At 44.3% G+C, this 22,912-nt stretch carries 15 protein-coding genes; 7 read left to right on the top strand and 8 right to left on the bottom strand.

Going from position 1 to position 22,912, the window contains the following annotated elements:
• The first annotated feature begins 51 nt into the window (after positions 1-51).
• The 7 genes from TOL_RS00975 to TOL_RS00945 all read left to right on the top strand — a co-directional run bounded on the left by TOL_RS00975 (position 52) and on the right by TOL_RS00945 (position 5,545).
• Positions 52-945: a YicC/YloC family endoribonuclease gene (locus TOL_RS00975; protein ID WP_015485390.1), complete on the top strand. Its 894-nt coding sequence runs from the start codon at positions 52-54 to the stop codon at positions 943-945.
• A gap of 361 nt (positions 946-1,306) precedes the next feature.
• Positions 1,307-2,563 (top strand): tyrosine-type recombinase/integrase, encoded by a 1,257-nt coding sequence (locus tag TOL_RS00970; RefSeq protein WP_015485389.1) that lies wholly within the window; start codon positions 1,307-1,309, stop codon positions 2,561-2,563.
• 10 nt (positions 2,564-2,573) lie between these two features.
• Positions 2,574-2,903: a hypothetical protein gene (locus TOL_RS00965; protein ID WP_231847998.1), complete on the top strand. Its 330-nt coding sequence runs from the start codon at positions 2,574-2,576 to the stop codon at positions 2,901-2,903.
• Between the two features lie 195 nt (positions 2,904-3,098).
• Complete coding sequence (locus tag TOL_RS00960; RefSeq protein WP_001926661.1) at positions 3,099-3,401, top strand: type II toxin-antitoxin system HigB family toxin; 303 nt, start codon at positions 3,099-3,101, stop codon at positions 3,399-3,401.
• A 31-nt stretch (positions 3,402-3,432) separates the two neighbouring features.
• Positions 3,433-3,804 (top strand): helix-turn-helix domain-containing protein, encoded by a 372-nt coding sequence (locus TOL_RS00955; RefSeq protein WP_000354815.1) that lies wholly within the window; start codon positions 3,433-3,435, stop codon positions 3,802-3,804.
• 198 nt (positions 3,805-4,002) lie between these two features.
• A complete protein-coding gene (locus TOL_RS00950; protein WP_015485387.1) occupies positions 4,003-4,410 on the top strand; it encodes a DEAD/DEAH box helicase in 408 nt (135 codons plus the stop codon).
• 454 nt (positions 4,411-4,864) lie between these two features.
• Positions 4,865-5,545: a hypothetical protein gene (locus TOL_RS00945; protein WP_015485386.1), complete on the top strand. Its 681-nt coding sequence runs from the start codon at positions 4,865-4,867 to the stop codon at positions 5,543-5,545.
• Between the two features lie 362 nt (positions 5,546-5,907).
• Here the strand turns inward: TOL_RS00945 and mads8 are convergent, their stop codons facing one another.
• The 8 genes from mads8 to TOL_RS00905 all read right to left on the bottom strand — a co-directional run bounded on the left by mads8 (position 5,908) and on the right by TOL_RS00905 (position 22,764).
• A complete protein-coding gene (gene mads8, locus TOL_RS19080) occupies positions 5,908-11,277 on the bottom strand; it encodes a methylation-associated defense system ATP-binding protein MAD8 (RefSeq protein ID WP_173391446.1) in 5,370 nt (1,789 codons plus the stop codon).
• Between the two features lie 107 nt (positions 11,278-11,384).
• A complete protein-coding gene (mads7, locus tag TOL_RS00935; protein WP_015485384.1) occupies positions 11,385-13,031 on the bottom strand; it encodes a methylation-associated defense system protein MAD7 in 1,647 nt (548 codons plus the stop codon).
• Positions 13,028-17,161 (bottom strand): methylation-associated defense system protein kinase MAD6, encoded by a 4,134-nt coding sequence (mads6, locus tag TOL_RS00930; RefSeq protein WP_015485383.1) that lies wholly within the window; start codon positions 17,159-17,161, stop codon positions 13,028-13,030. The genes mads7 and mads6 overlap by 4 nt, the downstream gene beginning before the upstream one ends.
• A gap of 9 nt (positions 17,162-17,170) precedes the next feature.
• The gene (mads5, locus tag TOL_RS00925; protein ID WP_041588354.1) at positions 17,171-18,550 is read right to left on the bottom strand and encodes a methylation-associated defense system restriction endonuclease subunit S MAD5; all 1,380 of its coding nucleotides are present in this window, start codon (positions 18,548-18,550) and stop codon (positions 17,171-17,173) included.
• The gene (gene mads4 / locus TOL_RS00920) at positions 18,547-19,203 is read right to left on the bottom strand and encodes a methylation-associated defense system protein MAD4 (RefSeq protein WP_015485381.1); all 657 of its coding nucleotides are present in this window, start codon (positions 19,201-19,203) and stop codon (positions 18,547-18,549) included. The genes mads5 and mads4 overlap by 4 nt, the downstream gene beginning before the upstream one ends.
• A 2-nt stretch (positions 19,204-19,205) precedes the next feature.
• A complete protein-coding gene (mads3, locus tag TOL_RS00915) occupies positions 19,206-20,486 on the bottom strand; it encodes a methylation-associated defense system AAA family ATPase MAD3 (RefSeq protein WP_015485380.1) in 1,281 nt (426 codons plus the stop codon).
• The gene (gene mads2, locus TOL_RS00910) at positions 20,483-22,537 is read right to left on the bottom strand and encodes a methylation-associated defense system DNA methyltransferase MAD2 (protein WP_015485379.1); all 2,055 of its coding nucleotides are present in this window, start codon (positions 22,535-22,537) and stop codon (positions 20,483-20,485) included. Before mads2 ends, mads3 begins: the two co-directional genes overlap by 4 nt.
• Entirely contained in the window at positions 22,537-22,764 is a 228-nt protein-coding gene (locus tag TOL_RS00905) for a helix-turn-helix domain-containing protein (RefSeq protein ID WP_041588353.1), read from the bottom strand. Before TOL_RS00905 ends, mads2 begins: the two co-directional genes overlap by 1 nt.
• Positions 22,765-22,912 lie beyond the last annotated feature (148 nt).

Below are 22,912 nucleotides of genomic sequence, written 5' to 3'. Positions count from 1 at the left end.
ACAGGCTGAAAATCCGTACAATGTGGCTCTAATTTTGAAAGGGAGTACTTCATGGTTTACAGCATGACCGCCTTCGCCCGTCATAGCGGCGAACATATTCAAGCCGACACCCAAATCGCCACGGGCCGATTTATTTGGGAAGTGCGCTCGGTCAATAGCCGTTACCTAGAACTCCATTTTCGCCTGCCTGACGCCTTTCGCGATTTAGAACCGTTATTACGCGAACAACTCAAACAGCGCTTTCAGCGCGGTAAAATCGAAGTATTTTTAAAATATCAGGCGCAAGAACAACAGAGCCAATTACGGGTGAACGAAGCCCTAGTACGCGACCTCAATAATGCCGCCGATCAAATCGCCGCTATCATCGGCCCCGGAAACACTCTTGATGTCTTACGTCTGATGCAATGGCCCGGTGTGCTCGATGGTCATGATGATAACGAGGTTAATAGCAAAGCAATGGAGCAAACCGCCCTCTCCAGTTTTGCCGAATGCCTAACCGCCTTGAGCAATGCGCGCCAGCGCGAAGGCCAAGCCCTTGCGGAGCTAATTCGCCAACGCCTTGATCAAATTGATACCCACGTTGCCGCCGTCGATAAACACATGCCCGAAGCTTTGGCCGCCCAACGCCAGCAATTGCACGACAAGCTAAGTGAATTTAAAGACACCCTAGATCCACAGCGCATCGAACAAGAAATGATATTGGCCGCACAGAAAGCCGATATCGCCGAAGAAACCGACCGCCTGCGCACCCATACCCATGAAGTGCGCGACATACTTAGCCGCGACGAACCCATAGGCCGTCGCCTCGACTTTATGATGCAAGAACTGAATCGTGAGGCGAATACGCTATCGTCGAAGTCGATTCGCAGCGACATCACCCGCATCGCGGTGGATTTAAAAGTATTGATCGAACAGATGCGCGAGCAAGTGCAAAACATCGAATAGTTTTTTTACCCGTCCAAGAATGTCTTAGAAGCCCTGTATTACCTTGTGAAGAGCATTGAAAATACAGGGCTTTTTTATTTTCCCCGTCCAAATCGGTTTGCAGATGTCCGTTACCAACTACCTGTTTAGTGGTGGGCAGAATGGTGGCAAGACCTGTTTTTTTGACTCAATAAGCAAAAAGTCAAGGTATCTGGTGAGCAGATTTTTGCATCTATCTCACCACCGCCTTATGCCATCTCCACTTATCGTGCTGCTTGCAGATTGTTCAATCACTCAACTATCGAACCAATCGATAAACAAACAGTGGTGGGCAATGGTGAGCAAATTTTAACGATTTCTTAGGAATATAGAGTAACAAACGATGGCAAAACTAACCGCAACTCAGGTGCAGTCTTATGCTCGCACCGCAACAGCAAACAAAAAATACAGTGATGGGAATGGCCTATATTTTTGCGTAAGAAAATCTGGCATGCCGTATTGGATACTAAGGTATACCAGCCTAAACGGACGACGAGAAGCCACGCTCGGTCAATATCCAAGCATGACCTTAGCAGAGGCTCGACTTGAGTCATCTAAAATGCAGCTACAACTTCAGCAAGGTGAAGACCCATTAGCAATCCGTGCTATTGAAACCATCCCAGAGATCCAAAATGTCAGTCAGCTGTTTCAAGACTGGTATGCCAAAGACTTAAGTCGCCGATTAAAGCACCCGAATATACCCAAACGTGTTTTTACCAAAGAAATTGCACCAGTGATTGGTCAACTTCCTATCCAAGCCGTGCGGCCAACACATGTACGTGAAGTATTGGAACGCATTCGAGAAAGTAACCGCCCTACCATCGCCAACGATACCTTGATGTACATGAAGCAGCTGTTTCGACATGCGATAAAGCTCGACTTAACGCTGAACAACCCCGCCGCAGCATTTACCGTGGACGATGCCGGTGGTGTGGAGTCCAGTAAAGACAGGATGCTCAGCAAAGAGGAAATTCACTACGCCTTTAGCGTGTTTCATACCCATATCAATAGCTTTGGCCGCGACAACTACCTCGCTTGCTGCCTGTTTTTGGTATTGGGCGTGCGCAAAAGCGAACTGTGCGAAGCCATGTGGCGTGAAATGGATTTAACCACGGGCGTATGGGACCTACCCAAGGAACGAAGTAAAACTGGCGTGCCAATCAGCATTCCCTTACCACGCCAAGCCATTGCCTGGTTTAACGAGCTGCAAATCCGCGCTTGTGGCTCACCTTATGTTTTCCCAGCCAGACGAGCAAGCCATCGTCCACATATGGGGCCAGATACGCTAAACCGCGCCATTTCTAAACTCTTTGGTCGCGAGCCTGGGCGCAAAAAACAGCCACCGAATAAAATGGGCAAGCTTGAACACTTCACCGTGCACGATCTGCGCCGCACCTTTCGCAGCCTTGCCGCCTCTTTGGGCATTGCAGGCAATGTGGCCGAACGCTGTCTTAACCATAAGCTAAAAGGCGTTGAGGGTATCTACGACCGCCACGATTACTTTGAAGAGCGCCGAATTGCCCATCAAACCGTAGCTGATGTGGTTGAACCACTGGTGAACTTTGAGCCCGCTTCACAATACCACACAGGAGGGCGTTAACATGCAATTTATGATGCGACTCGCCCCCATTACCTTTCCAATAGCCATGCTGGCAGGACTTGGCTGGTGTATTGGCATTGCCCTACTCGAACAGCCTCATGGCATAGGCTACGCACTTACCCGGCAATGCCTGATGGTATTCGTGGTACTCGCTCCTTGGCTGACGTTAAAACTCACGTTCTACGTGATTGTCGGCCTAGGACGTAAACTAGGGCTCATCCCGCCTGCACGCCCAACGTACAGCCTAGGTTATGAAGAATCGCTCTATTGGTTCAGAGTATTGGCGTTCTTCGATGGCAAACGCAGCCGCATGCCGAAAAGGCCCATCAGGCGAAACTAGCAAGCCCCCATTTGCTCACTTACCGTGGGCAGTTGGGACAATGGGGCAACACTTGATATGCCGAGCTTCAGAGGGTGAATAAGAGGGATGTGAACCGCCCCAAGGAATGGGGCAATTGGGGATGCGGTAAAAACTCCTAACCGCATCAAAAATACCAAACTTGCAAAAGTCCCAATATGGGACTAACATCTGTTTATGAGAATTATCGCACTATCAACCTTAAAAACATTTTGGGAAGACAGCCCAGAATACATTGACGCTAAAGAACCAACTTTAGCGTGGTATAGACATGCATTAAACGCTGATTGGGGATCACCGGCGGATGTGAAACAGGACTTTAGAAATGCCAGCATCCTCAAAGATGGGCGTGTCGTGTTTAACATTGCCGGTAATAAATACCGATTAGTCGTTTGGATCAATTATGCCTACAAGGTGGTTTACATACGGTTTATCGGCAGCCATGCGCAATACGATAAAATTGATGTGCAAACGATTTGAAGCCAAAAGGTAGTAACAAGAGGTAAATATAATGGACATCAGACCTATTAAAACAGATGCCGACTACCGCGCGGCATTAAACGACATCGAAAACCTAATGATGGCGGAGCCTGATACCGTCGAAGGCGAAAAGCTGGACATTTTGGTTACGTTAGTCGAGGCCTACGAAGCAAAGCATTTTCCAATGGATTTGCCAGACCCTGTTGAGGCAATAAAGTTTGAGATGGAGCGCAAAGGCTTAACGGTTAAAGATCTTGAACCCATGATAGGTAAAAGCAATCGTGTTTATGAAATCCTAAACCATAAGCGATCACTCACGCTAAAAATGATTTGGAAACTTCATGAAGGGTTAGGTATTCCAGCAGAGTCACTGATCAAGCCACCGCAAGTTCGCGCGTCATAGCGCTGCGAATCAAAATTAGTTTGTTATGAATGACGCTCGCTACCCAAACATTTCTGCTATTGATAACAGGCTAGCTGAGCTTGAAAACGAAAAGCAGCAGCTTCTCGCATTAAGAGAGGCTTTGCGTAGCGCTCAAAACGAGCGTTCACCCGTTAGTCCTTACAGAGCGCAGAGTACATACACTCACGACTTACCGAGATGGGTATAAGCACTGTCGTACTTAAAGGTGCCATGAAAGCTGCGGAACGCAAGAACGCTGACAATCATCTGCAATCGGCTCAAGTCGTCGTCGCAACAGGAAAATATGTAGGCGAAGGGTTTGACCTACCAAGACTGGATACGTTGTTTTTGGCCATGCCCATCGCATGGAAAGGTACATTGGCTCAATATGCCGGTCGTATTCATCGTGAATCGGAAGGAAAAACACAAGTCACCATTCACGACTATGTGGGCTGCGCCCTCCCTATGCTGCAACGCATGTTTAAAAAACGCGAGAAAAGCTACAAGGCAATGGGGTACGCCCTTAAATACTTTGAGGGTAACAGTGACAAGCAACCTTCACTCAAGTTGGAAGACACCTCTCCATCAAATCCCAAGTTAAATTAGCAAGCCGCTCTTCGTTGAACACTTCCTCATACTTTTATACCCATACGCCAAAACCACTATCCGTTTGGCTTTTGGATCGAAACGCCAAACAGGGAAATTAGCCCATTCACTGTTTGGCTTCTCGATTGAAATCCAACGCTGCTAAGCCTTGCCGGTACTGACACAAAGCAAGATTTGGTACTTTTTGCACCCTAAACCAACCTCGAATCCAAAGTACAAACCGTTTGTTTTTTCTAACCCAGAATGCAAACGATAGTTTGGCGTCTCGATTTTTTTGCACTAGCCAAATGCCGCCAAACAGAGCCGCATTGGACGATATATTTCAATCAGTTGCCGCGCACAGGTCATAACAAAAAACCGATTTGACTGGTTAGTTTGATGGCCATTTCTTTCATCTATTTCACCACCGAGTCTGCACCCGACCACTGAAAATAGACGGCATGAAAAAACCAACATGGTGATAAGTGACGTGTTATGGGCAAGTGGTAACGATTGGGATAGAGAATGGATACAGCAGGTGGTCGCTTTACTGGTTGGGCATGGCGAGTTTACCCTCTACCCAGCATTAAGCCAGTGCGATAATGCCGCCGAACGTTTAACCCGCTGGCTGACCTATCAGTTACCACGCGTTAAACAAGTGACCCCAGGCTGCCCCATTCACCAATGGCTAAATAGCATTGGCGCACAAGTGATCGTAGAAAAATGGCAGAGCCCCGAGCAATGGCCAAACCTGTATTGGCTACCTTTACCTGAGGTTGATGGCCACGCGCAAGGCGGGTTAGTTGTGTTACCAGCGCATTTGTTACCGACATCCAACACATTACAACTTAATACTCCCGCCAACGCCCGTATCTTTTGGTGCATTACGCCTTTATCTAAAACAGGAAAGCGCGCTACCTTGCACCCCAAACAGCAAAACCGCGCCTTTTGCCTGCCCAGTTCGCCGGAGCAAATAGGCAAATCATGTACGGGGTTATTAGTGAGCGGTTTAAGAAAAGACAACCGAAAACGAAACGGCAACGTTATTAGCCACCAGATCAACCTAGCGCTGCTGCACCACCTTTGTGGGCCAGAGAATGATGTGTGGATAAAAGCTAATTTTGGTGCCGTAACTGATTACGGTAGCAAAAATTAGAAGCCTTAAAAACGAGTAACCCCTCGCGGGGCGCTGATCTAACGGGTAGCGGGAGGGGTGTTGTTGATGCGATTTTAATATCAAAAGCGCCAAATAGCTCGATGTTTTTGTATATGTCGCTAACTCTAATCTGCTTGCCTTTGCTTCAATTAGAACTGCCCAGAATTTCTGGGTGATCGCATTTTGCGCGAACCGTCACATTTTAAACAAAAAGCACGACTAGACTAATGGGTGAATTATCAATCGTAACTATCTTAGTACAGTAACTGGTTGCGTAACCAGCTACCCTCGATAAATCAAAAGCTTAACCAACAGAAAACAACAACACAGTCAGCCGGCTAGATACCAAGTGACCAAGATACTTACACGGCAGTCAAAGTATCCCCACCGTGCTTAGTCACTCTTGGGCGACACTGAATCTTCATTGCGTCGCTGACAAATGCGTTATCACTGGCTTTGCTAGACCAAATATATGCCTCACCTGGTTTTAACGCTCCAAGCTTCTCAGGCGTTAGTGATTTCAAACCGATACAGGCTTTTTGAATATGCTTTAACCAGTCCGGAGCGTTGAACTTATGCAGAATAATCTGTGATGAAAGCTGAATAAGTTCCACCGGTACAGACGGTGGATCTTGGCTGGCAATCATGACACTGGTGCCCTTGTGGCGCATTTCGCGTACCGTTTCCACAAGCCCTTTTACTAGGTCTGGACTATCGATGTATTTATGACATTCATCAAACACAATTAGCTTGTTAAAAGATTGCCCTTGGTACTTGGCTTCCGAGAATATTTGCAGAAGCACCACAAATAAGCCTAATGCCTCATCTTTTTCGATGAATTCGTCTCGAACATCTACAACGATCATTCTGCCTGGTCGAATCAGCGAACCAACGTTTAATTGGTCATCAATGTACTGTTCAGCAAAATCCAAACGCATGTCTGCTAGGTCTTTAAGTGAATCCGAAAGACTAGAGTTTTGTATTCCATCCCTTATCGCTTGGATCGAGAGGTTATTTCGATTTTTACGCATAATATTGCCTAGTTGGCGGATATATGCGGCTTGGTTGCCGATAGCCCCCATCAAAAATTTCCAGTGCCCAGCTTGCAATTCAGAAGAACAAAACTTCAACGGATGTACCTCAATTCCAGGGTACTCAGCACGACGTTCGTTTAACTTGTCTTCAGGAGCTAACAACACAACATCATCTAAGGAAGCTGGCTCCGCACCATATACTTCTTTAAGCTTAGCTAACTGCGTAACATCGTCATTTGGGGCTATCATCGACGTAAACTCAGGTTTATAGTCCTGAGTAGCACTGTAATGGAATATCACACTGGCCAACTCTTTATGCAGCGTATTGATCGATGGAATTGATTTAGTTGCCATCTCCACAACTGAGCCTAATGTATAGCTTTTGCCCCCACCTTGAACACCAAATAAACTTAGTGTGTGTGTATGGTTTAAATCTAAGGCTATTTTCCGTCCATGGACCTCTCCCAATAGGCCAAACTGAGCAGAGTCACCGTTGACACCAAGAACAATATCGTGGGGAACGACCTCAATTTTATTACCCGTTGTGATGTTAGGGATGTGCAAATTTTCGTCAGACTCTGGCTCTGGCTCTGGCACTGGCTCTGGCTCTGGCTCTGGCTCTGGCTCTGGCTCTGGCTCTACAGTATTAGTTATTGCAGGAGCTGGATTACCAACAGGTTTTACTTCTTCAACGCCCTGATTAATCGACGGCGAAACAGTAGCTGGCTCATCATCATTAAAAGGCAGTACTTTAATCGTTTCATCTTTCGAAGTATCTGGCCGCTCAGGTAAAGTGATCGCAGCTTGAGATACTAATTCAGCCCAAGATACGGTTCTATCTCGCTCTTTATGTAAAAATTCGGCCGAAGTTAACTTAGGCAGCGTTAGCTCAAGTGAATCCAACGTTCCTTCACTGTGTTCATTATCCTCAGGCACTTTAGCGGAGAGCAATTCGTCAATATGGTTTCGCCCAACACGATGAAACTCGATACCAACTTCTTTTTCAACGCCGGAACTATTCTGACCGAAATCAAAAATAACTGCACTTCGGGTAATTGAAAGCTTGTATCCCTGTTCCAAGGTCCGAAGCAAAAATCTCGCCTCCTCAACAACCTCAGAAGTCAATAAACCAAAACGTTCAGATCGTTTAAGGTAATGTTCAAGAAGGACACAGAGCTTTTGTGTTTTAACCAAGCGATCAGGCCTATCCGATGTTGTACGAGTCAAATCAAAATGACGCTGAAGAACACGTTCAGATTCCGAGATTTGCTCAGCAATACTCTTTTTTAAACCTTCATACTTCGTCATATCGCCGACTTCTGAATAACACTTAACTTCGACTAAATTACAACGAATTGTGCGTGATGAAGCATCTAAATCGAACAATGCTAAATCAGTTCTTTTAAAGCTAACGTCAGCACCAAGCTCCCCATCTCCTTTTTGAAGCTCGGAATATAGCTCTAGGTGGGCATCTAAAGGAACAATGATCTGATCTTTGAACACCCCCTGGTATTCAAGATAAAGTTTGGATAGCGCCAACCCTAAGGCTTCCGACTTTGAAGCGCTATTTGAAGCCAGTTTTAGTGCAAGCCTGCCTGACAACGCTCTAAGTGAGTCTAAAACCCTCGTCGCCTTATTAACATCAGGAACAATTTGATGCTGTTCTAAGGTCCCTCTCAATAATGCTTCTATTTCTGTAGTAGAACGCGAAGTAATAACAAAGTTGTGCGTGTTTGAAGAAGCCATTTCAGGGCTGTGATCAATCAGATAATCTGGACGACCATCTTTACCACCGTGATCAAAAAATTCAATGCCCAAGTTTCTATCCACAGTGAATACCCAATCACTGACTTCGTGTAATTGATTTAACAAAGCTCTTTCAGCGCTATCAAGAGCCAACCTGACTACAGGCACCTGTTCTAAAGAAAAGTCGCCCGTCGCTAATGATGCGGTTATTCCCGACATCATTTTAGGCAGTTTTGCTATAGCCTCCGATATCTGGCCACCAAAAAGCATTTTCGCAGCACCATGTCTCGTGTGACGATCCCAAGCAACAACCCCATTCTCATCGAAGTAATCAATGCAATAGTCCTGATACAACCCATATATAGGCGCAACTTGTTCATCTGCCTGCGGTTTTACTACCGATAACTCTTGTGCAGGGAACACATCGAATAACATGCTTAGATGAGACTGAAACTCATCAGGCGACTGCTCAAACTCAGAGCTAGCTCTGAGCGAAATGCTTAACTTTGGCTGCAAGTGATTTTCTGCTGAATGAAATAGCTGATTTTCATTCTCACTGTCTTCGCCACTATTTATCAGCTTAAATAAATCAGCGCCTACTTCTGTCGCGTATGGGTCAGCTACGAATAGACGAATATCAAAACTAATATGCTTTAGCTCCGGTTTCTTTCTCAAAGCCAACAACATGCCCGCTACGGCTCCCGCAGACCCCGCGTTAAACACATTGATCGATAAACAATTCACATAGGGGTGTTGTATCAGATATCTTTCGACTTTTGTGGCGAGAAAGGTACTACTTTGCTTACCAACTTGCTGGTAATCATTTTTAATACCAAATGCAGTTTTAATTTTATCAATGAGTGCTTGTGGCTCTTTTTCTTGTGCAGACGACAGAATACTCCAAAATGGATGAATACTATCAAGTGCGACCATCAACTGGCCTTGAGAGTCTGGCAGAACGTAAGGAAAATTGGTTAATGCGAGTTCTTCTAATAAACTGTTTTTAGTTCCTACCGCGATTTCCTTACCAACCTTCTCACTCTGTCTTGCCCAAGCTTCCGCAAGAGAAGCCCATCCACCTAGCCATAAAGCCCTCAGTGGATGTGTAGGCCCCAGTAACATGGCTTTTTTATAGCTGCCGTCATAATTCCATATCACGATTGAAAGTGAATCCAAGCGAAGTAACGCGGCTAATTCAGTCGAATAGTCATGTCCATTTTCAGTTTCCTGAAATACCGCTGCTAGGTATTCTAAATAGCTGCTGGAATACAAGTAGGCTTCATGTGATGAAGACACATGATCATGAGCGACAGAAATTAGCTCTTTCTCATCTTGATGTATAATTTGAAAGTACGTTTCACGTGCCACTTTAAACTTTTCAAACTGGCTTTCTACACCCTTTATTGGCCAATCTACAGCATCGGCACCAGACTCACTTGCTTCTTGATTGCGAATTTCTACACGCCAAGTCAAAGCGGCCATTGGATTAGCTAGAATTTTTTGCTCAAAGTCTTTTAAGTAAGTGGTAACGGGGATTTGAATACCACTTCCTTTCTTGAATTTCACATTGACGATCGACTCAGCCTTACTCTTACTATCCTGCCAAGTCGTTTCCATTACTTCAGCATTGGCAAATTTCTCAGTTTCGATGACGTTGGCAAATTCAGCTTTAATCTTCGCATGCGCTAATGACGCCTCTCTGACTTTTCGCCCCTCAATTGGCTCAACCTCTGCATCTGCTGCTGGCAATACATAAAACAGATCACTTTCATTAATTCGTGAGCCAGCTTCCTCCGCACTGGACGTACCCCACGGTATTGGACACTGTTTGTCATCAACCAAAGGTAGTAATTCATCGTTTTCATCAAACGCTTGAATTCGAATGTAATGCCAACCTTCTTCCCATTCGATTCCAGTCAACTTATTAAACGTGATTGTAACTGTGGATTTTGATGTAGCTTTACCTACCTTAATTAACCCAACAAAATCACCTTGTTGAGTAAACACCTGAGCTTTATATTTCGCTAAACCATTAACTTCACTAGGCTTTGGTGAAACAGAAAAAGTCACAGAAAACTTTTTCAAACCACCTTGGCCAGTAGTTAATACTTGTTGGCCAATCAGTTGTTGCAAGTTTGGGTCTGTTTCATCTTCAGGAATAAGCGGCAAACCAACCTCAGTCACCGTTAAACAAACTGCATCAGTGGCATCTTCCTCATATTGAAAGCGCCATTTATCAAAAGTGAGTGCCCAGTTGCTGCTATCCACCACTAATTGCTTGCGCCAACTGCTATCGAGTAGATTTTCCTGATCATTTAAAAAGAGCGCTAATCTCTTGTTAAAATCTTCACCTTCTAGCTGTAGGTCATAAACGGTTGCAATCGCTGATTTCTCAGAGCGGTTTATAATTTGTACACACTCACGATTTTTAACTAATTTGCGTACCAACATAGAATGATCTTGATGCAACTCAAGATCGGGAATCAACCCCAACTCGTAAAGAGCAGCACCAGCAACACTTGGATCAAAGCCATTAACCTTAATCGTTAACGCGTATCGCAACCATTGATAAGCACTGAGTTTTAACGCCGCCTTTTCTTGAAGAATGAAGTAAACTTCGTCCAACAACCGCTTAATCGGATCAGGAGATTCAGCCTTTACTTGATTAAACGCAAGCCAATAAGCATCTGAAATATCAATTTGTTCAAAGGTCGCAGCACCAAAAGAGTCTTCAGAGGACGTTTTTAATTCATTGGGTACAAAAATCAGTAATGGCTGGCGAAGCTGGCCGTGTTCATCAGGGTTTCGCAGTTCAACAAGCTTGGTGCTGGTAACCGAAAAATTACGCGTCGCTTTCTCTGCCAATACGGCAACCTGGGCATACTCAACCGCACCTGATACGACTTCACTAAGCTGATACATCAGCTCTGTTTCTAAATCAGATACCTTCATGCAGTGGCCCGCACCGCGAGTTTCTAATAACAACTTAAACTTAGGTACAAGGACACTGATTAAGCTGCCGTCAATATCTGACTTAATAACGGTTTGAATTCCCTTAATCATGCGTTATGTCCTTTCATACTCTCATTTTGCTTACTATTTATCTGATACCTTGGAGTAACAGTTTGTGTTACATACGCATCAGAAAGATCGCGATAAAAACCAATTTCTCGTAACCGGCGTTTAAAACCAGATAAGTTATCTCTAAGCGCTTTATTCACATCAATTGATGACTCACAGAAAGCATCTGTATCGGGTAACGATTCAATAAAAATGCCATATCGTTCTTTTAAGAAAGTTAACAGCTCATCAACTCTTAACTCCTTAGTGTGAAAACCCAAGTCACCACCTTTGGTGAGTACTGCCAGCTGTAACAACACTTCTAGCAGTCGTCCATCAACGCTAAATCGACGTCCACCAGTGCTACCACTTTGTTGTTCTAACAAAGCACCAGGTTTATTCTTGAGCATAAAACTATCTAGGTTTTTGACTAAACCAGAGCGAATTGCATTACCTTGGACAAATAACAAAATCTCTATGTAGGTTTCATACTCAGGTAAGCCTAGCTGGGTAATAGCATGAATCTCTGGCGGAATTTCCTCTGACTCATGTGCAGATGACACTGACGTATCTAAAATTCCAGCGTTGCGCTGACCAAAAAACTGATCGCGCTCTTGCTCTAACGGCGACTCCAGCAGAGTGAACAAATCAGGCACTGACATTTGTTTTATCGATTTTGACCCCGATAATTTACCTTTTTTCGATAGATACTCTGCAAATTCATCGAGTTTTTTAACGCCGAAATAGGCTTTAACAAAAGCAGGAATACGCTTGTAGTGTAACGTCGCGCTTTGCTCAGCCATCGATTCACTCAAGCCATTAGCGCCATTTGTCATGTCCACATAGAGCGCCGTCTTTTGCTTATTGCTCTCTTGAAGATTACGTCCCTTACTCTTAGACAAAGCCGGTAGCAACTTAAACAATTTCAATTGGTATAGCGCCAGGTGAAAGGCTAACAATATCTTTATGTACTCAACCATCACTGAACGAGGAATATACTGGCGATACGTCAGAAGCTTAATGATATCTTCAGCTAAAATATCCGCAGCTTGTTGATTAAGCGGCGCAAACCGTTCTTGTAAGTCAGCATGATCCGGCGCGTCAGACTTTACTTGATCAGACAGTCTTAATATTGCCTGCGTTTCAACATCTACTTGCGACGAACTATCATACTGACCTGTCGTAGAATCGACACCAGCAAAGAAAAACTGTTTGAGTCGGTTAATCGCGGTCTGACCATTATTGGCATGGTAAAGCAACTCATATACTTGCTTAGAGGCACCATAATCCCGGCAATTTTTAGGATTTCGAAACAAATAAGTATTGCCGTGAAGTGGTCTCGGCGCAGCAACCGCTTCGTTAGCCTTGCCACGATTAATTAAGTCCACCAAGTGGGTTTCAATCCACTTTTCAATAGTAATAGGGGCTTGAGAGAAGTTTTTAAAATGTGTTCCATTACGAGAGTCTAGAAACTCGTCTTTAAACAACTCAACCGTCATACCTTTAGCACTTAGTTTACTAGAAGCGCCATTGTGCTTTAGCCGAGCGAATAGATGAGTTAAGACCCTATCCATTTCGACAATTTTGTAATCAAGATAGCTCACTTTATTGGTGCGAAAAGCCTTATCTTTTTTACCTAACTTCATGGCTGAACCTCCGCTACCAATCGTTCTAATTGCAACACACCACCTTCGTCGCGGGTTATTTTTTCGTACTGTTGGCCGTTGGTAGTTAGCAAAACCTCTTGATATGGTGCTGAAGCCAATACGTTCTTAAATACGGTTAAACTTAAATAAAAACTCTGCTCCGCTTGCGCCGAAGGCACGTAGCCTTGATTAAGACGATGCAGCATTTCAAACAAATCCAAGTCCAATTCCAACTCAGCCGTAAGGCCGGTCGCATCTTGGTACTTAAGCAATAGTGACTGCGGACTATGCTCCACAAATGACGAGTTCATCGCTGAGTCTTTCACTTCAATGGAAAAAACATCCGATGGGAATAAGCGATAACTTCTAATAGTGCCTAAGTGTACCTTACGTACTTGCATCGCCAGTTGGCCGTTAAAATACATCGGATTATGCAAACCTTCGCCACGGTTAATTGCATTAATGGCAAGCGATTTCGCTTCATTTAGTAACGTACTGTCTTCGAGGTAACGTACTAATAACTTCGCTGAACGATAAGGCAGTAATGTTTGCCAGTTTTCTCCACGGCGCTCAAAGTAGGCCTTTCTGCGTAACATCCCGACCACATTACGATGAGATAGATAGCGTTCCTTACTCTCACTTAGTGCCGTGCCATTGGGTAAGCTCTGATGAACATTGGCTAGCAGCTGAGTTTCGTGTTCACTACGCTGATCAAACTGCAACCAATCAACAGCATCTAAGCCTAAAAAGTCCAGTCCGCGATCTAAGCGAACGTCAGACCCTTGAGCAATGTCGGTTTCCCTCAGCAGCTTTAACAATCTATCTTGGGTATTGTCGTTACCGCACCAAGCGTTAAAGTAATAACCGTGAAGGATTTTGTCGGCTTCGCCATTGGCATAGATTTCTTTAATTTCGTTACAGGAGTATTCACCGACTAGCGTATAACTCAGTGCCGAACGTAAATCTCGCATCGTGATATGTAGCTGATTGCGTAAACTGGTCAGTCTGTAGATATACTTCAAACGTTCGATGACTTTAGGGCCAGTTTGCTCGTCTTGAAAGGTAGCAATATTGTGCTTAACGTAGCATTTGTCTTTTAGCGCACAATAATCACAGCCTTGCCAAACCTTGGCCGAGGTCATTTTTCCGATGATTCGCTCAAAAATAGACTTAGGTTGACTTTGCGTCGAAGCCAGCACATCGCGCATATTTAGGTTAACTACCGCCACGTCATTTTGCACTGAGCCATCTTTTAAACTTTGTTCAACTACGGCTTTTAGAGCAGAAAACCTTTCTGAATGTTGGGTTAAAAAGTCGACTAGCCGACCTTCGTTAATGGCAATTAACCGGGTCTCGTGATGTGGCCATGCATTTGAATCGTTACCTTGATAGACGCTAAAGAACTCTTCGAGTACCGCGTCATTATCTTTGCTACCTTCGTCTTGACTACCATCGTAGTTAGTCAGGTATTTATGGCCATTTATTTCAAACCAGCTGCCATTCCCTTGTGGGTTTAAGTGAACGCTTGTTCCTTGCGCTTCAACTTGAGCCTCCAATTGCTGCAAAAATGCGGTTTTGCCATCACCTGCATTACCGGTAATCAGTACCAAGCGCAGTTGCCCAGCCAGAATTGCAGGAGCAAGCTCGGTATCTAAGGCGGTTTCAACGTAAATTAACTTTGCGTAATCATCTAAGCCACGGGTGCCGGCATTTGAATGGCGACTTTGGCTATACAGCGTCAGCATAAAATCATGAAACGCAGATTTACTTGGGTTAGAGCCATCCGCAAGTGGCGGCAAATGAAACTGCGAAGTACTTTCTTCCGATAAAGTTTGCGCCTTTTTCAATTGCTGGACTTTATTCAGTGCTTTCAGCAATTGTTCGGCAGATTCAAAACGGTCAACTCGTTTTGGAGCGATCAGTTTTAGCAGTACCGCCGAAACATCATCGGTTAAATTAAAGCTCTGGGTAAACTCACTAGGGTGACGAGCTAACTCGTCCATAGGTGGGCACTGCACATTGGCCCATGGGTATTCACCGGTCATGGCACGATATAGGGTAATGCCCAAGGCATATAAGTCCCTGTCAACTAAATCAGAGGCTTGCGGTGTTTCGGTAATGCTTAAATCTGGTGGTAAATACTTTCGGGAACCGCCACCTAAGGTTAGATCTTCAGCATCTACCGATACGTTAAAATCGATGATACGAACTTTACCGTCTTTCCAAATCAGGTTTTGTGGCTTGATGTCACAGTGGAAAATATTGTGCTCATGTAAATGTCGTAACCCCTCCGCGACTTGCTTGGCCATGGTCCACACTTCGTGTGCCGTTAATGAGCGCTGCTGGATCAGTTCACTGACATCTAAGCCTTCAAGGTACTCAAAAACAATATAAGGCGGGCCTTGATTAGGAAGTACGTCTGCATCGTACACCTTTACCACATAAGGGTGCTCTGGCAGTTTTACCAAGGTGCGGTATTCCTGCTTTAAGCGCTCTAATACCGATTCTCTATCATTCAAAATCAGTTTAACGGCACGCGAAACATCGCCAAAGGTATCAGTTACCTTATATACAATACCAAAACCACCTGGTTTACCGAGTGGTTGCTGCACGACGTATTTATTGGTTAGCTGGTAGCCACTGGGTAAGCGCTTGTAATTGACTGAAACCTCATGGGTAATTGGCGTATTAACGCTGAGTTGTGCTGGTTTATTTGGCTCTGTAACGTCTACTGCTGCTTTGGGTTGCCAGAGTGCATTAAATTGCGCCAGCGCATCTTCAGGGCTTGGCCGTTGCAGTGCCTCTTTGTGACATAAGGTTTGCAGCCAATCATCAAACTCTACTGGTAGCTGTTTATATCGCTCACTCAACTTTGTACTGAGCAGACACGATTTCTCGATGGCTTGCGTGACCGAATCGAAGGCCGCATCACCACTAAACAGCTCAAAAATAACCAGACCTAAACTGTACATATCCGAGGCGCAGCTCGCTGCATGGCTATCAGCCCACAGTTCGGGGGCTTTATAACGGTTTGAGATCCGCTGCTGTACTTCGTCGGCAATCGTGGTGGTGTTTTCACTCCCTATCCGAGCGTAGTCAAAATCAATCAGCCGTGGCTGACCGTCGGCCCCCATTAAGATATGCTCAGGGGTAATATTGCGATGGACTACGCTATTGCGGCATAAATGCGCTAACGCCAGCAACAGGTCATTAACGATGCGCTTTTTCTGGTCCAGCGTGAGCAGCGAGTTTGCGTCTTTAAGCTTTTTGCTGAGGATTTCGCCAGGAATGTCGTCGGTTAGTAGCAAATACTTGTCTTGCGCTTCGGTAACAAAAAAGTCTTTCACACCAATAATGGCAGAGTGCGAGGGCATTTTTGCAATGGCACGATACGCGTTTTCAATCAGGCGCTTTTGCTTGCTGCGTTCTTCATCTGGCAGGTAAGGGTCGGCTTTATAGGCTTTAGCCAGCACCGTACCGCCTTTGCGGCCCGCGGTAACGTTAAATACTCGGTATTCCGTAAAGTACCGATTATCAACCAAGGTTTCAGCCACTTCCCAGTTACCAAAACGTTCACCATGGCTACGCTTTTTGGCCGATTTACCCAAGGCTTCAGCGATGACCTGAATGTACTTAGTCACATTGCGCTCAAAGCGCTCTGGAATACGGGCACTGTCGGTGAAGAAACGGGTGCTGTTTTTTAGTGCCACCACATGGCCGCGCTCACGATCTTCCGGGTCCTTGAACTCGCAATCATCTATGGTGAGCACCACCGCAGTGTCTACATAGATGTTTTTTAAATCTCTATTTGCGCGATTCTGCTTACAAATGAGGCCCGATAACGACTTTGCATTGCCACGCAACTTCGGTAAAGGTGAGCGATAACTGGTGTGCGAGGTATGCCACATGGTTCCATCCACCTCTACCTGGCCATGGATGCCTTTGGCGTCCACTAAGTAAATAGCATGGGGCGCTACAACACAGATATCCACTTCAAACAGCTGGTCATACTGTTCAACTTCAAAGCTATGAATAATAAAGTAATCGCCGGGTAACTTTTCTTTTAACCAAGCGATGGCTTTACGCTCTTCATCGTTAACCACATCACCAATTGCAAATACCTGTGCCATAACCTCTCCTTAATGCTTTGGTGCTGCTGTTTCTATTGCGTCTTCTAAGCTTGCAATCGCTTGAGTTTCATAATTTGCCGCCATAGAAAGAGAATTAACCATTTCACGTACAGCTGTTATTATTCTATCTCTATGTGTCTCAAGACTATTTGGAATGCGTATATTACCGATAAGCTCACAATCTAAACTAGGAATTGAAGAACCAAATGCTGTTCCAATCGCAGCTAAATAACCTTGTTGTGAATCCAAGATACTCCAAAGATAAAACGCATCATCTTGTGACTTACATCTAACTCGAACGAGGTGTTCTGAACCAGCACAACCATAGTAACTAGAGTAAGGAAGGACCGCATTACCAATAATCCCTCCTAACTGACCACTCCTAGGTATAAGTACATCTGTATCTTTTATCTCAAGGTTTTCAAAATGAGGAGTCCTTGTTCTAGATATAAAATACTCGCCCTTTGGATTTAGCTTAAAAACTTCGGAAGAAGATATAAATGGAACTCCATACGATTCATCTTCAACTTTATATCTTGCACCTCTATTTGGCTCAAAAACTTTCTCTGAATAATCAAATACAGTCTTGTCGCTATTTCCAGACAGTAAATCTCTCGCTTTGACTACTTTTTCAGAGTGATAAAATGAGTCCATCCTCCTTTGTATCAACTTTGAGCTGGCAACTGACGATATACCTCCATTTTCTATCGGCCCCAATTCCCTTTTGACAATCATGCGTACCTCAGACATTAGTTCACTTGCTCTGTATCTGAGTTTATTAACCTGAGAAATCAAATCAGTAATTGTGGGTTCAATATCTAAAACAGGAATAGATATTTCATCCAAATGTTTCGTATCCAAATGCCTAATTATGGAACCGTATGTTCCTGAACAAACCAAAGCCTGCCCAAATTTTCCCGCGAGAAAAGCGTAAACATATTCTGGGGAGACCTTTTTCTCATCAATATTTAACTTTATATTGTCACTACAACCAAACATCCCGACCATATCAATTCTGGACATGGAAACCCTACCAATTGTCCCAGCTGCAGAAACTTGGATTGTTTTCTCCTTCAATAGACAATTAGGGTCAGCTTTTGCAATATTTGTGGAAATCAGAGGAAACTTACTTGTGTCAAATTTCGTTAGACCAGTAGTTGTTACAAATGGAACACCATATTCTTGTGAATCGACGAATGTCCTTTTCAACATTTTACCTTTGTAGTTTCCATCAGGTGTTTTACTTACAAGATCTCTCAATAAGAATTTCGGAGCCTGTAAATCTTCAACGACCATCCTAGCTTGAAAAGCTCCTTTTACAAATGGTCCACAATCCATTCTGTACCCCGATTTTTCAATCCATTTACTATTAACTAGATCAACTATCATGCGTAAACCCTCGGATACCAAGCCTGAATCTGTTGCAATAAGCCATTAAACGACTCATCTGAACAACCACGAAAAGACACGTCTTTGGCAATGCGCTTAAACAGCTGAGAGTGGGTCTTTTTCCGCCCCCAGTTTTGGCCTCTTACCGCATCAATTGCTGCTTTAGGATCGGCAGGTTTAAGTTCATCCGCATCCCAAAGGTTTCTTTCTTGCAACCAAGCTCTCAGGCTGCCACTAGCACCTGGATAATCAAATACTGACTCAATTCGTCGGGTATCCGCTTGCCACATCAATACTTCCAGCTCTGGGTTTATCGCCATGACAAAAAAGCGGTCATCTGGCCAACCTGCGGCACGCATATTGGCTTTAATCTTTTCACAGAACTGCTGGTAATCCATTGTTTGTAGGTTGTCATTAAACGCAAAGTCGACCATAACAACCGCGTAGTTATGGGTATCAACATAGCTTTTCAGCAGGTTATGACCATCCTGATAAACACCCGGATCTTTTCTTGGGTGTTTGATTAAATCTTGCTTGGTGTCGAATTCAAATCTGGCGCATTGCAGTCGTGTATCAAACGCTGGATTTTCGAAAAAGCCTTCTACCGTGGCTTGCATTTCACCGTCGGCTACTAAAAAAACAATATCTCTCATGATTATTCCAACACTCCGGCCGCAAATAGGGTTCCTAAATCCACTTCGCCCTTCCATGTTTTTAGGCGGGGGTGTTCATGGCCTTTTAATACTTCTGTTGCGCCGTCTTTGTTGAAGCGCATAGTAATGATTTGCTCGACTTCGGTATTGGCGAGCACCACAGGTGAGTGCGTTGATAACCACAATTGCGTATCAGAGGTGAGCTTTAACGCTTCTAACACCGCATCGATTGCCTTAGGGTGAATACCGTTTTCAGGCTCTTCTAAGGTGATGATCTTAGGTGCATTTTTCAAATACGGGATAATTGTCAACGCTAAGATATGCAAAGTACCGTGCGACAAGCCACTCGAAGGCACCACCATACCGTTGCTATAGGTTACTTCTAGGTAACAAAAGCTATCATCGATACGTTGCTTGGCTTCAATTTTAGTAATAGAGGGCAGCGCCATTTGCACCAACTCTAACCATTCGTTTAAGCCTTCGGGATCGCGTTCTTGCAAGGCATATACTTGCCACGGCAAACTGCTACCGTCCGCTTTAAAGGTATTTTTATCTCTCGGCGAGGCAGCCAAACGCATCGCAGGCCATTGTGGTTCATAACAGTGCGAGCCTGTTTTTAAGAACTCCAGGAACCAAAACGCAGCTGGGAAATCAATGCTGTCTGCGGGCATAGAAGCAAAAGCAGTTCGCTCATTATGAAGGGCAAATTCAATATCTTTATTTTGTCTTTTATCCGCCCATTCAGGTGAAAAAACGGCTTTCTGTCTGTTAGATCTTTCAATGACTTGAAAAACGTTTTTATTATCAAATCTGCCACCTTGGATCTCGCCGCCGTGAGTCACTCTATCGTGCTTATTAAAGAGCATCAAATGCTCTTCTTTCACTTCCAGTTTGTCTTCAACAATGCCAATCGATAGTTCATAGCGAATGGTATCGCTACGCTTTTCTGGCTCGGCCCTAAACCTTGCAGGACCAACTCGCTCTAGTAAAATTTGCTGTTGCTCTGGGATCTCAGCCTCTAAAACTAAGGTAAAGTTGTCTCCCTTTAGTTTATGAACAAGTTCTATTGGACTGTCCGCTCTTGATCTTTCTTTACCATTCATTGGTTTGAAAAAAGCATCGTTAATATCGCTAACCATTAAGATATCGCCTATTAAGGCAGGGATATCTAATAACGTCGTTTTCCCAGAACCATTTGAACCAGCAAAAACATGCAGATTATCAAGTTCTAAATCTAGCTTATTGAAGCAACGATATCGGTATGCCTCTATTCGCGTAATCATACAGATGGCTCCGGATTGTTAGCGCGAAACTCTTTCCAGGCTTTAGCAATTTTTGGCAGGTCATCATCTAAAATTTTGCTGCGACGTTTAAGCTTACGCACCACATTTTGGCCGTTAATGCGAATACGTTCTTCAACTTCTTCTTCGATAACTTTCTCTTCGCCGTCTGGGTGGCGCTCATAAAGTGTATTGCCACGACGATCGAAACCTACCTTTTCAGCTACCGCCATAAATACGGGGTATTCTGGCTCGCCACCGATGGCAATTGCATCTTTTTCAGTATCGGTTTTCTTTTTCAAGAACAGCAGGCTAGTTAAGATATTTACGTTAGCTTCAACAATAAATGACTCTACCGGTAAGTCGACACAACCAAGCACCCAGCACTCTTGCATTAACCACCAGCGAATATATTCATCACCAGGGTTACCCAAAATACCGTCTGGTAGCACGATACCCATACGTCCGCCTTGCTTAAGCCACTGCACGCAACGCTCAATAAACAAAATCTCGGGCGAAACGGCATCTTTACGGCGCTGTGTTTTTCTAAAACCACCGTTTTCAGTGCGCTCCCAAATGTACGCAAGATCAAACTGCTCAAGAATTTGTTTATCGGTAACTGGGATATCGGAACCAAACGGCGGGTTAGTTAAGATGACATCAATACTGCCGTCTTTACCGCTTGAATCGCCAACTGGAATTTTACTTTTGGCTGGTTCTACACCTTTCAAATGCCCGTGAGGGTATTCCAATGAATTCATGTGATAAATGTTAGCCATGGCATTACTTGCCATTACCACATTCATTTGCGATGCACGGCACAAGAAGGGGTCAAAGTCACAACCAAACAGATTATTTTCGGCAAACTTTTTAATTTGTTGCTGAATAGAGATGAATTCTTCTGTGGTTTCAGCCCCTAATTTGACTTCTTCCTCTTCACAAAGCGTTCTGTTAATGAAGCTTAAAGTTTGCTCAAGAAAACCACCTGTGCCACATGACGGGTCCAATACTTTTTCGTGTGGTTGTGGTGCCATCATTTCCACAATCAGTTTGATTGCACCCCGAGGCGTAAAGTATTGACCACGATCACCACGTAGGTTATCTCCCACCACTTCTTGATAGGCAGCACCTTTGGCGTCCATTTCAGTACGAGTAAAGTCATACTTAGCAAGTTCAGATACCATGAATGCCAAAGCCCGATCTGACAAAGTAATTTCTTCATTGCCTGTAAAAATTTCTGGGTAGGCTTTTTTCACCTTTTCAAATAGTGGGTTGATGCGCGTTCTGATCTTCTTACGGCCTTCGTCGTCAAACTGCTCCGTTGGCGATGCCCAAAATTCGCGATCTCGATTGCCGATGCGCTCATCGTACATTTTAGAGAAGATAAGGTATAAAAACTGCCAGAATGCCGCATCTTTAGGCATACCTTCGTTACCATGAATAAAGTTATGACAACGACGGAATGCAGTGAGCAGCATCTCACGGTCAGCGGTTCTTAGTTGCGCATTTGATGCAACATCTCGACTCCCCAGAGTCTCATCTGCTAATGGCCAATCACCAACTGCGTTGAACTTGGTATCGAAACGTGACTCTTCTTTTTCCACGAAGAAAAATTCGATGCCATTGGTCCACAAACCCCACTGGCACTTTTCTAACACGTACTTATCACCAACCTGTTCACGCATCATATCTTCCATCAACTGAAGGTCTTTATGCGCTTGGTCGTGATCACGCATTTTTACTGCGGATTTTTTGCCTTTTTTCGGCTCTTTATCACAGATAACAATGCGGCGAATATTTTCAGGAATATGTTCAGCACCATGCTCGAAAATGGCGATATCAATTTTCTTCTGTTTACCATCAATTTTAACTTTTACATCAAGCTCCATATCTTCAGCGCTGATGCCGTATTCATGGAACAAGGCGCGTAAGGTTTTTTGACGAACCAATTCTTTAGGTGTTTCTTTGATAGGATTATTCGTTAGGTAATCCAGCATCATGCCATCTTCGATGGCGAGTACTTCTGATGGCTTTTTATCGTTGGTTGTTGTCATTACTTGTTCTCATTAAATTCGGTTTCTGCTGGCGATTTTTGTAATAGATCTTGGATTTCACAATCAAACAAATCACACAGCTTATCGAGCGCCTCTAAGTCCACCTTGAGCGCGGTTTCTTTGTAAAGTAGCGTGACTGTTGTGCGGCTTAGGCCGGTTTCTCGCATCACGTCGCTAATGCGCATTTTTCTCTCACCCATTAATCGGGCTAGGTGGCAGCGGATCATGCTCTCTCCACGGTGTTTTCTTAACCATAAACTTGGGATTTTTCACTGTTGCTTACCATACCACGATTATGATTACTCTCAACTTATTTGAGTTAAAACCAAATAATTGAGCGTATTTGTTATCCGTTCTGTTCTGGTTGTTGGTGCA

Source organism: Thalassolituus oleivorans MIL-1 (assembly GCF_000355675.1).
Classification (GTDB): Bacteria; Pseudomonadota; Gammaproteobacteria; order Pseudomonadales; family Oceanobacteraceae; genus Thalassolituus; species Thalassolituus oleivorans.
The sequence above is the reverse complement of the archived record's forward strand: the minus strand, read 5'-3'. Positions and strand labels throughout refer to the sequence as shown.